This window comes from Nonomuraea angiospora (assembly GCF_014873145.1).
In the GTDB taxonomy this organism is placed as follows: domain Bacteria; phylum Actinomycetota; class Actinomycetes; order Streptosporangiales; family Streptosporangiaceae; genus Nonomuraea; species Nonomuraea angiospora.
The window spans coordinates 606,523-617,951 of record NZ_JADBEK010000001.1 but is presented as its reverse complement, the minus strand read 5'-3'; the positions used below and the strand labels follow the sequence as shown (position 1 = coordinate 617,951).

10 protein-coding genes are annotated in these 11,429 nt (G+C 68.0%); all 10 read right to left on the bottom strand.

Going from position 1 to position 11,429, the window contains the following annotated elements; genetic code table 11:
* Positions 1-17 precede the first annotated feature (17 nt).
* Positions 18-1,853, bottom strand: coding sequence for an ABC transporter ATP-binding protein (locus H4W80_RS02770; RefSeq protein WP_192783610.1), 1,836 nt, complete (start codon positions 1,851-1,853; stop codon positions 18-20).
* A gap of 37 nt (positions 1,854-1,890) precedes the next feature.
* Positions 1,891-2,490, bottom strand: a complete 600-nt coding sequence (locus tag H4W80_RS02765) for a CYTH domain-containing protein (protein ID WP_192783609.1) — start codon at positions 2,488-2,490, stop codon at positions 1,891-1,893.
* Complete coding sequence (locus H4W80_RS02760) at positions 2,487-3,164, bottom strand: TfuA-like protein (protein ID WP_192783608.1); 678 nt, start codon at positions 3,162-3,164, stop codon at positions 2,487-2,489. The genes H4W80_RS02765 and H4W80_RS02760 overlap by 4 nt, the downstream gene beginning before the upstream one ends.
* Positions 3,165-3,213: 49 nt before the next feature.
* A complete protein-coding gene (locus H4W80_RS02755; protein ID WP_192783607.1) occupies positions 3,214-4,101 on the bottom strand; it encodes an aKG-HExxH-type peptide beta-hydroxylase in 888 nt (295 codons plus the stop codon).
* A 164-nt stretch (positions 4,102-4,265) separates the two neighbouring features.
* Positions 4,266-4,700 (bottom strand): NUDIX hydrolase, encoded by a 435-nt coding sequence (locus tag H4W80_RS02750; protein ID WP_192783606.1) that lies wholly within the window; start codon positions 4,698-4,700, stop codon positions 4,266-4,268.
* Positions 4,701-4,757: 57 nt separating this feature from the next.
* Positions 4,758-5,690 carry a class I SAM-dependent methyltransferase gene (locus H4W80_RS02745; RefSeq protein WP_192783605.1) on the bottom strand — a complete coding sequence of 311 codons (933 nt, stop codon included), beginning with the start codon at positions 5,688-5,690 and terminating at the stop codon, positions 4,758-4,760.
* Positions 5,691-5,698: 8 nt separating this feature from the next.
* Positions 5,699-6,757, bottom strand: a complete 1,059-nt coding sequence (locus tag H4W80_RS02740) for an aldo/keto reductase (protein WP_192783604.1) — start codon at positions 6,755-6,757, stop codon at positions 5,699-5,701.
* Positions 6,758-6,791: 34 nt separating this feature from the next.
* The gene (locus tag H4W80_RS02735; protein ID WP_192783603.1) at positions 6,792-8,990 is read right to left on the bottom strand and encodes a B12-binding domain-containing radical SAM protein; all 2,199 of its coding nucleotides are present in this window, start codon (positions 8,988-8,990) and stop codon (positions 6,792-6,794) included.
* 131 nt (positions 8,991-9,121) lie between these two features.
* A complete protein-coding gene (locus H4W80_RS02730; protein ID WP_192783602.1) occupies positions 9,122-10,294 on the bottom strand; it encodes a YcaO-like family protein in 1,173 nt (390 codons plus the stop codon).
* 125 nt (positions 10,295-10,419) lie between these two features.
* The gene (locus H4W80_RS02725; RefSeq protein WP_192783601.1) at positions 10,420-11,424 is read right to left on the bottom strand and encodes an aKG-HExxH-type peptide beta-hydroxylase; all 1,005 of its coding nucleotides are present in this window, start codon (positions 11,422-11,424) and stop codon (positions 10,420-10,422) included.
* Between the last annotated feature and the right edge of the window lie 5 nt (positions 11,425-11,429).

Below are 11,429 nucleotides of genomic sequence, written 5' to 3'. Positions count from 1 at the left end.
GGCCCCGGCACGCCGTCTCATGCGCCCGTCTCCTCGTAGTCGAACCGCGCGGCCTGGAGACGGAACAGCCTCGCGTACTCCCCGTCCATGGCCATCAGCTCGTCGTGGCCGCCCGCCTCGGTCACCCGGCCCTCGGAGAGCAGGAGGATCCGGTCGGCCCGTCGGAGGGTGGACAGCCGGTGGGAGATCAGGACCACGGAGGCGCCTTTCGCGGCGTCTACGACCCGGTCGAAGAAGGCGGCTTCCGCGCTCACGTCCAGGTGGGCCGTCGGCTCGTCCAGGACAAGGAGCTTCCTACCCCGCTCGACGGCGTAGAGTGCCCGGGCTATGGCGATCTTCTGCCACTCTCCGCCGGATAGGTTCACCCCACCACTGGTGCCCCGCCACAGCGACGTCTCCAGCCCCGCGGGAAGCTTTGAGATCAGCTCGGCGGCCCCCGACTTCCGCGCGGCGACCTCCACCGCCCGCTCGGCGGCGGCGGGATCGTCATCTCCCTCGGGCGCAGAGAGGACGATGTTGTCCCGCACGCTGACGGGATAGCGCACGAAGTCCTGGAACATGGCGGTGAGCCGGCGGCGCCAGTGGCCAGCATCGATGCCCTCGAGATCCACTCCGTCCACGGTTATCCTGCCCTCGGTGGGCGAGTAGAGCCCGGCCAGCAGTTTCATCAGCGTCGTCTTGCCCGCGCCGTTGTGTCCCACGAGGGCGAGCACCTCGCCCGGCCGGATCTCCAGGTCCAGCTCATGCAGGACCGGACGATCGCAGGCAGGGTAGGTGAACGTCACCCCCTCGAACCGCACATGCGGCGCTTCCGTGGAGGGCGGCCCGACGCTAGGCCCGCCGGTTGGCCTGTGCTCCCCCATAAGCCTGTCGAACGCCCTCAGCGCCACCGCCCCGATCTCTATGTCGAAGGGTTCGCGCCCCATGGCGCTGATGGCGAGCATGGACCATCCGGCCACGATATAGGTGACCAGCTCACCGGGCCCGATGAGCCCCAAGGCCGCCGCCAGCCCCGGCCACAGCAGTACGGCGACACCGCAGCCGAAAGCCGCGGTGACGGCGGTACCCTGCCGCCGCAGGATGGATCCGCGCCCGGCCCAGATGTGCGACAGCCGAGCCAGCGCGGTCTGGTGCCGCCGCTCCACGAGCCAGTCGCCGATCCCGAACTGCCGGACCTCCTTGGCCGCGCCCGCGTCGCCCAGCACGTTGGACCAGTAGTCCACCCGACGCTCGAAGGGCGCGTGCTGCGCGAACAGGGCGGCCAGTTCCAGCCACTGCCTACGGACCCTCGCTCGGACTATCAGGCACGCCACTAGGAGAAGCACCGCAAGCACGAGGCTGAAGCGGGCCACGACCGCCGCCGAGACCAGAGCACTGAACAGGCGTGAGGTCAGCAAAACCTGACCCACCGCAGCCGCCCCGATGGACCTGCGCTGCCCCGGGCCCAGGTCAGACACCAAGGTCAGGTCGTCCTGGAAGGCGGTCGTCTCAAGGTGGGCGATCCCACGCGGGCCCGTCGCGATGTCGCGCAGCCTCCGGCGGACGTGGTGGTCGAGGCGCCGGGCCGTACCGAGACCCGCGATCTCGACGCCGGAGTCGGCCACATTGGTGCCGGCGAAGAGCACCACCAGGACCGTCAGCGGCATCCACAGCGGCTCCAGGCCCGCCTGCTCCTGGACCGACACCACTACCTCCCGCACCAGCCAGCCCGTACACAGCGCCGTCAGCGCGGGGATCACCGCGGCCACGAGGTGCCAGAACCCGAGCCGGGCCGCGTTCAGCGGACCGGCCTGGCGCAGCAGAGCGAGCAGACGCAGTCGCTCGGCAATGAGCGCACGCCATGGTGCCAACACGAATGACGCTCCCCCAGTGAAAGAAGGTGGTGCGCGGTCAGCAGGTCACCCTGCCGCGCCGGATCAGCATCTCCTGGACTTTCCCGAACGGCGCCGGGCGCAGAAAGGGGAACATCGCGGTGAGCGCTCGGGCTGCCAAATGCACGGCCGGTTCCGGTCCCTCGGCCTCAAGCCGCCACTCCCGGGCGCCGACCCCGTAGTCCACGTCGTCCACCGCTATCTCCACCTCCTGCTCCGACGGGCCTGTGTAGGTGACGGCGTAACGGTTGTTCGTGATCGTCCCGATCTCCGTCAGCTCACCGTCCACCAGTCTCCTGGCGATCAGGAAGGGTTCCGTGCCTTCAATGTCGCCATCAGCCGCGACCTCGAGCTCGGGGCGGACCCGGTAGCCGTCGGGGGATCCGGTCGTCGAGCCGCCCTTGAACGTCACGAACCGCTTGGGGGGCTGAATGCGGATGCGCAGCCGTGAGCCCATGTGGTGAAGCCGGAAGTCCGGAGTGTCGAAGTAGGTGTCGGTGATACACCGGTGCTCCGCGCGGACAGCGAGGAAGTCTCCGACCTCCCCGGGCAGGTCTATCCGCTCCGACAGCCATCGGTACTCTCTCTCAATCGTGCCGAGCGGCTGGGGGCCGGTCATGAGTGGCGGGCTCCTCTGGTTGCGGTGGAAACGGCCCCGCGTGAGGGATCTCCGGCCGCGGGACACATCTCAGCTGCCGGAAGCCGCAGGAACCCGATGAGGTCCTGCGCCTTGATGTTGAAGCGCTCGATCGGCTCGGTGAGGGCCCTGACCCGCTCCTGTTGCAGGCCGTGATCCGCCAGGAGGGTGAAAAGGAGCTCTGGCGAGCGTTCCCCGTACCAGCGCCGCTTGAGATCGGCGAGTATGGCTGCCGCGGCGCCAGCCGGAAGCGCGCGCTCGGCCACCAGGTGTCGGACGATCTCGCGGATCTGCACCATGGGAAGGGTGAGCGGCTGGTGCGGCGGCTCCTCAGTGTGGAGCAGTGCCACTTCGTCGTCCTCCAGTCCTTTCTCTGCGTACATCAAGGCGACCCGCCCAAATCCACGCATCCCCAGGGGGGCCATCTCGCAGGCGCGGATCGCGCCGAGCGAGGCGAGGCCCCACACCGTCCAGCCGCGTTCAAGGGCCAGGCGCAGCTCGGCGTGGCCGACGGCCAGGGTCTGGTGGAACAGACCGTCCACGAGGGCCAGGGTTCCCGGCGGCTCCTCCGCCACCAGACGCTCGATGACGCCGCGGTCGGGCGGTGGCCGCCAGTCGAGCGTCACGTCCGGCCGCTGGAGCAGGTCGGACGGCACGCCGTACAGACTGGGGCCCGCGTAGACGATGCACCGCGGAGTGCTTGCGCTAGTGTGCGTGGGAGCCGACGGCACGCCACACCTCCCCCATGATGGTGTCCCTCAGCTCAGGAGAACGCAGGAGCCCAGCGGCGGCCTGCACCGATTCGACCGTGTCCCCCATGCGCCCCGCCTCGACCCGGGCGCGGAAGGCGCAGTAGCGCCGCATGCGTTCGTCGGGCGCGTGCTCGCCGCTGTAGTGCCGGAAGTACTGGATGAGGAGAGAGAAGGACAGCGCCGCGTGGAGGATTCCGAACGCCGGGCGCGGTGTGTCCTTCCACGGGGAGTGCCACAGGGGCTCGGCGGGCAGCCGCTCATCCAGCGCAGCGAGACAAAGGTTGAGCCAGGTATGGCCGCTCTCGTGCAGGAGCACCTCGCCCAGGCGTAGGGCGTCGTCGGAGTGGTCCACCCACATGGTGCCGGGGAAGCTCGACAGGCTGTAACTTTCGAGCATCCCGTCGAACTCCCTGTGGGTCACCAGCACGACCACGCCAAGCCCGTGGTCGAGGTAGGCGCCCAGCCCGCTGTCCTCCACATACCCGAGCGCCTCCCCCACGAACCGAGCGCTCACAGGTGAAGGCGCCGCCAGGCAGTCTCCGGTGACCGAGTAAACGGGAGAGCCGTGGTTGCGGTCATCGGTACGCCGACACGACCCGGCGCCCACAACCGCCACCGAGCGGTCGCCGAGGTCCAGGACCGACTCCGCATCCGGTCGTGTTCGCCATACCTGGAACGCGTCGCGCGCGCGCCGGACGTCCGATTCGCGGCCCGCCCATCCGCATTCGTAGAGGGTGTGGACCAGCAAGGCGTCCTCCACCGCGGCAGGGACGGTGAGCATGCGACTCTCCCGCCACCCCGGCAGCGCGGCGTCCAGCGACGAGAGCAGCTTGTCCCGCAAAGCCTTCCTGTGGTCGCTGACTGCCAGGTCCAGCGTTTCTCGGCAAGCGTCTCGGGTGGCCTCCCGACGTACTTTCATTTTCCGCCCAATCCCTCCGAATAGAAATATCGGACCGCCGGTCCCGGCCGGGGCCGCCCGCGCGGACGACCCCCAGCCAGGATCCGTCAGATCGCCAAGAGACCCACAAGCGCGCCTTGGCCCGACTGGAGCACGTGCCCGTGCTCCAACGGAATCCAGAAACATTCGAACCTTGTCGGCTCGCCCTGGCCGTCGTGGTCCTCCTGGCTTGGCCACCGCTCTGGCGCGGGACCGTCCAGTCTGAGCTGAAAAACGTGGCGGTGCTGAATCTCGAAACGTTCGGGCGTGATGTCGTACTCGACTTCGCCCAGCTTGCGCACGATCGTGAAGCCGGACAGCCCGGTCTCCTCGCAAGCCTCCCGCAGTGCCGCCGCGTCAGGAGCCTCACCGGGACGGACGGTGCCCGCAGGCACCTGGATCCCGACTTCCTCGTAGCTGTAGTCCACGTGCCTGAACACAAGCAGGCGATCGTCCCGGACGATGTAGCAGACCACTTTCTGCACAACGGCTTTCTCCAGCATACGCCTTCCTCTTGCTCAAGGGTTTTCACCGGGAGCCGATTCCACGGCCTCCCTCGCCTACGCCGGACGATTACGCCGTCTGCCCACAACGAATACATTGCCGACCGCGTCCGGAACGTCACTGGCCGCCTCTGGAACGGCAAGCACGTCAACGATATCGAAGCCTGCCTCTTCGAACATTCCGCTGAGTTCCCCGATAGAATACGACCAGATTACCGAATGATATACCTCGGGCCGTTCCCGCGAGCTTCCGAGAACTGTCATCCGCCGTACGACAACGGTAGGAGGACTGCCTATCGTCGCCCATTCGTCGAGAATGACGTGCGGCCCGTCGGCGAACAGCGAACCCTTCGGGTAACGGTGCACCCTGCGTTGGTCGATCGTGCCGGCGAGCGGGCCCCTGCATTCGGCGACGAAGATTCCTCCGTCCACGAGCATGTCGCCCACGCGGGCCAGGAGTTCGCGCAGGTCGGCGTGGGCGAAGAGATTCAGGGTCTCGTAGGTCAGCATCGCGAGCCCGAAGTCCCGTTCCGGGACCAGCTGCTCCAGGTCCCGTGCATCACCGTGCCGGTAGTCGAATCCAGGCGGAGCATGGTCACGGGCGTGGCGAACGGTGGCCGGCCCGATATCGACCCCCACATAGCGTTTGACTTCCCACCCGGCGCGCACCATGGCCTCCGCGATGAGGCCGGGCCCGCATGCGGGGTGCAGCACCTCCAGCCTTGCGCTCGAGAGCAGGAAGGGCGCCAGGAGATCGAGGTGCGCCGCGACGAGCTCCGGCCGTCGCGACGCTTCGTCCGTCGTCGTGTCGAGGTGCAACCGCAGCATCCGCTCGCTGAATACCGGATCGTGGTACGGCATCGGCGCCAGGGCCGCCGCCTCCGGCACTGACAGCGACGCCAGCGGCGCCCTCCCGGGAAAGACGGCCGAGATACCGCCCCGCATGAATGCGGCGCCCGCCTGCGCCGGATTGGAAAGCAGTGTTTCCACGTCGAGTCCTAGAACCGGGGCCGGCGGCGCAGCGAGACTTCACGGATCGGCTCGGCCGTGAAGCCCATGTCTCCGCGGTTGGAGCTCAGTGAGGCGCCGGGGGAGGCGTCCACGTTCGTGCCCGCTGGTACGAGCTCGTCGATGCGGTCCAGTACGGCCGGGCTCAGTCGTACGTCGGCGCCGGCGAGCACCTGCTGGAACTGCTCGACCGTGCGGGCGCCGACGATCGCCGAGGAGACGGCCGGGTGCTCGAGGACGAAGGCGACGGCTATGGCTGGCAGGCTCAGCCCGTTCTCGTCAGCCAGCTTGGTCAGCTCCGCGACGAGCTCCAGCTTGCGGCGCACTCCGGGATGCTCAGGGTCCACGCCGTTGCGGGCGGCCCGCGAGAGGGCGGGGAACGGGCGACCGGGCCGGTAGCCGCCGCTCAGCCAGCCACCGTTGAGCGCGCCCCAGGCGATGACGCCCATGCCGTACCGCTCACAGGTGGCGAACTGGTGCGCCTCACCGGCACGGGCGAAGATCGAGTACGGCGACTGCTCCGAGCGGAACCGCACGTAGCCGTCCCTCTGTGAGGACCACTGCGCCTCCACGATCATCTCCGGCGGGAAGGTGGAGCACCCAACGACCCGTACCTTGCCCGAGCTGACCAGGTCGCTGAGCGCCGAGAGCGTCTCGTCAATGTCGGTCGCCTTGTCCGGCCGATAGTACTGGTACAGGTCGATATAGTCAGTCTGCAGTCTCCGCAGGCTGCCCTCGACGGCCCGGATCATCCACCGGCGGGAGCCGCCCTTGGAGTTCGGGTCCGAGCCCATACCCTTGACGCCAAATTTTGTCCCAATCACGACGTCGTCCCGGCGTCCGCTTCGCTTGAGACAATCACCGATGATCTCTTCGGACGCGCCGTAGACATCGGCCGTGTCGATGAAGTTCACACCGGCGTCCAGGGCGGTGCCGATGATCCGTTCCGCCTCGTCGTTCCCGGTCACGCCCGCACGACCGAAATACTGGCCGCCGACGCAGAGAGTGCTCACCTTCATCCCGGAGCGCCCGAGTGATCGGTACTTCATGCTGTTCTCCCTTCAACGATCGAGTTGCGCGAGATCAAGCGGGTGTGGCGTACACGAGCCCATGCGCGATGAGCGGACGCAAGGTTTCCACGAACTCCAGGGGGTTTTCCGGGTCGAATCCCAGCTTGGCCGTGCGGCTGTCGGTGGCCCGGCAGCCGTCCCTGCACAGCAGATACGCGCCGTAGGACCGTGCACCGACGGTCACGGTGCGCCCGAGAGGCTCGCTGCGGAGCCTGCCGGTGTTCCCTTCGAGGTCGAAGTGGCCCGACACGCCGATCTCCTGGCGGAACTCACACGCGACCAACTCGGTCTCGGCGGCGGAGCCGCCGCGGAAGAACCCGAGGCGATCAGCCGCGCCGAGCGTCTCCAGCAACAGCACGCGCTGCTCGTCGTCGCCGGCCAGGCCAGCGGCCTTCTCCGCCACGCTGGAGTGACGACGCAGCACGTTGGCAGCGCTTTCGGCCAGGCCGGGAAACTCCAGCACGGCGTCCGCGGCGGGCGAGTACAGGACGAGCGCAGGGCGGCCGGACATCGGCGAGGAGTCGAACCAGCGGCAGGTAACCCCGTCGTCCAGCGCCACGGGCACGTCCGGCCCCCGCCACGCCCGCACCGGCCGCTCGGGGTCCTGCTCCGGGCCGAGGCCCAGGCAGGTGCGCAGGAACAGGCGCTCCTCGACGTAGTGCCTTACCGGAGGGTCAAACCAGAACGTGTCTCCCGGGTCCGGCACAGCCTCCGTGTTGTCCGCCCGGCGGGCGATCGTCCAGCTCTCCTCCTGGCTGACGCCGTTGAGGACCCGGTAGTTCGTGGTGAGCGCCAGGTCCTCCTCGGGCGGAGGCTTCATCAGGACAACACCGAAGCGCATGGGATCACGGCCTATCGGGGAGTGCAGGTCGAGCACAAACGGCGCCGCCGCCCACGTCGTGTGGTCCACCCCGTAGTCGGACGTCGCCCTCCGACAAGTCTCCGTGGCGAAGGCGACGGTGCGTTCCGCCTCGTCCCGTGTCTCACCCGGGAAGCCAACGATGCAGAACAGGTGGACGGGGATACCCGCCGACAGCAGGGCGTCCAGGTTCGGCTCTATCCACTCCAGCTGCGTCCCCTTGCCCATCAGGTCGAGCACGCGCTGGTTGTAGGACTCCATTCCCAGGCTCAGGCGACGGCAGCCCGCGTCGTGCATTCCCTGGGCCATCTCCTTGTCCAACCCGCCGAAGAAGCGGGTCTCCCCGTACCAAAGGTACTCCCGGCCACGCGTCAGCAATTCCCTGCCGACCTCCTGGAAACTCCGCAGGGTGATGATCTCGTCCACCAGGTAGAAATACTGCGTCCCGTAACGCTCGGACAGGGCATCCATCTCGTCGGCCACCCGCTCCCCGCTCCGCATCCGGAACTTGTTGCTTGCGAAGGGGATGGCGCAGAAGGCGCAGTTCCACGCGCAACTCCGCGACGCGTAGGTGGGGAGGATGGGTCCGGGTGCGAAGTACTTGTCCAGCGGCGAGTCGGAGTAGTCGGGGAAGGGGACCGCCGACACGTCGATGTCTTGGGGCGGCGTGCGCGTCAGTCCGTCTCTGCCCGCCCTGACCAGGCCGGGAACCGGCCTGCGGCCGTTCTCGAACAGCTCCTCGCAGAGCGCAGGCAGGGCCTCCTCCCCCTCGTACAGAATGAAGGAGTCGACGTAGTCGAAGAAGGGATGACGCTCCTCCCACCGGGTGACCATCCGGGTGGTGAAGTTACCGCCCATCACGACGTGCATGTCGGGGCGGCACTGCTTGACCATGCGGGCGAAGGTCATCGCCGCGACGAGCTGAGTGTCGGCAGAGACGGACACGCCGACCAGGCCGAGCCCGGGGTCGTCGATAACGTCGTCCAGGTCGAGGTGGTCCATCGCCCACCGGTACACATTGCGTTCGGGGTCGGTAGTGGCCTCCAACACCGAGGCGGCGGACCTGGCCGAGTAGTAGAGGTCGTTGGCGGTCAGGTCGAACCGCAGGCCGTCGAAGGCCGCCGACACGCACCACATCGCGTTGCGCAGGGTCACCTGGGCCGCGGCGTAGAGCTCGGCATCCTCCAGCCCTTCAAAAGACCGAAGCACCGCCTTCGCCTTCTCGATCTCGCCGATCGCGCTGGGGGCGAGCAGCGCTCCCCGACGGGCGCGCCTGTCGCTGGGCTTCTGCGCCCGCCTCTCAAGGCGCTCGGCCAGCAGTGTCAGGCCCGTCTCGGAAAGGAGGAAGTCCATACACTCGATGCCCAGGTCCAGCCCTCGCGCCGGCCAGTCCCTAGACCGCAGGACGCCCAGGAGCAGCGGCACCGCTAGGTGCGGGGCGTAGGCGTTCCACAGTGGCGGGTTTACAAGCAGTGTTCCTGGCCTCACCGGCTCACTCCTGATCCGGCCGTCCTGGCCACCGTGGCTTGGGTGCGCGAGGCGAAGTCGGCGAGCCTGCGGCCCACCCGCCCGGTCTTCCCCTCGAAGTACAGCTCGCACTGGGGCACGATCACCCGGCAGACCTGGACGGGGTCGCCAGCCTCCGTATACGGCACCACGCAGATCTCTTTCATACCGTTGGCGGCCAGCGCGTCGATCATCATGTCCATGCAGGTGGCGACGTCGGGCACGACCCGGCTCGCCCCCGGCAGATCGCCGAAGTCCTTGACGACGGCCGGCCGACGCAGTAGCTGCAGGTGACGCCGCGTGATCATGTTGAGCTGCTCGTCAGTGAACCGCGCGAATCCCTCGTAGTACTCGATGAAGTCGTCGCGCCCTCCGTGAATCATCTGCAGGCGGGTCTGCACCGCCTCGGCGATCGCCCGGACCGCGGCGATACTGGCGTCGGGGTGGCACCCGTAGCCAGCGTTCAGATACGCCGGGTGCTTCTGCGACGGCTCGGCGATGACCGCAGCGAAATACGGCATCTCGAAGGGGTTGGGCTGGTAGGTGAGGTAGAGCTCCAGATCCGCGGCGTGGATTTCCCGCGCCAGGAGCGCCGCCTCCTCGGGCAGCGTGGTGATCCGCACCGCCCACGCGTCGTCCAGCACCCGCTGGAACGACCGGATGTCTCGCTCGATCACCTCGGCGAGGCCGTGCGCCACCGCCTCCTGTCTGGTCGTCCCGCTGGCCAGACCGTTGGTGTTAGAACCGAAGCAGAGGTTCGCCAGCGACTCGGGAGGCGCGGGCATGAAGACGAGTTCGGCAGGCACCAGGTAGGACTTGCCGCCCACGATCTCCTCGGCCTCGGCGCAGAACATCGGCCGCGCCAGGTCGAACGTCACGCCCATCCGGGGGCAAAGATCCAGCACGGCCGTCCGGCGCCCGTCGAGCAGGTCGTGGGCCGTAGCCCACACGGTGGAGACCGCCGTAGCGCGCCCATACTCCGCCAGGGCGAACTCGACCGCCTCCATGATGGCGCCGATCAGCGCCTCATCGGGATGCAGTCCTTTGCCCGCGTTGACGCAGAGCGAGCCCTCCTGGGCGTCGGGCCTGACGCTGACGAACACCGGCAGGCCAATCCTGTCGAGCCAGGTGATGTCGGTGACCCTGGTCATTCCGAGCTCGGTCGCGCGTCTTAGCGCCAGCGGCAGGAACTCCTCGATGGGTGTCTCGCGAATGCTTGAGCTATATCGGTTCACTGCCACATCCGCTGTCCACATACCGAGATCCGCGAGACGCGCTACCCATTGATCGCATAGGACATCTCAAACCGCACCACCTCGGCCAGTTCCTGCGCGCGCATCTGATCCAGCGCCCGGGTCACCGTCACCTCGGCCGAGCGCAGGCGTGCCCGCTCCACCTTCTCGCGCACAGCGCAGTACTCCCGGGTTTCGCTGGAGACGGAGGGGTCGTCCTTCACGTCCCGGAAGTAGCTCGTGAGGATGGAGAAGGCGTGCGCGGCGTGGATGAGCCCGAAGGCCGGCCGCATGACGCCGTCCTTCCATGGGGAGGGGCCGAACGGCTCGGTGGAGAGCGGCTCCTCGAACGCGAGGAACGCGTCGTTCAGCCAACAGTGCGCGCTTTCGTGCAGCAGGCACTCGCCGAAGATGAAGGGGTCGTCCGACCAGTCCAGGAAGATGGTGTACGGGAACTTCGCCATGCTGTAGCTGAAGAGGGTCCCCGTTTCGTCGAAGTGGCCGCGAAGGACCACCGCTGATAGCCCGTGCTGGAGATAAGCGCCGAACCCGGTGCGCCACACCGCGGCGCAGGCGTCCCTCGCGAACTCCGCCGAGATCGGCGCGGGCGACCGGAGCGCCTCCGCGGACAGCCAGGTCGTGGTCGTGCCGCTCTCGGCCGAAAACGCTGAGTGGCACAGGGCCCCGTCCACGAACCTTACGGGTCCGGCCTCCGTGTCCAGCTCGGCGGGGCTTCCCTCACCTGCGGCCGGGATCTGGAAGCCCTGGACGAGCCGCTCGGCGTCTCGCGAGGCCGTCGCCTCACGGACCTCCTCGGCCATGTGGTGCAGCAGCGCGAAACCCTTCCTGCTCTCCGGCTCAAGGCCGCCGAAGACCCGCCGGACGTCGGCGCCTGGGACCAGCGGGACCAGCGCCGCGAGCGATTCCCTCAGCCTGCCGCCGGCCATCCGTCTGCGCTCCAGCAGCCGGGGTTCCAGAGACTCCAGCAGCCGGGTTCGGGTCACCCCCGTGGCCTTGGCGCGTTGCGTCTCCTCTTTCGAAACAGTCATGGCGT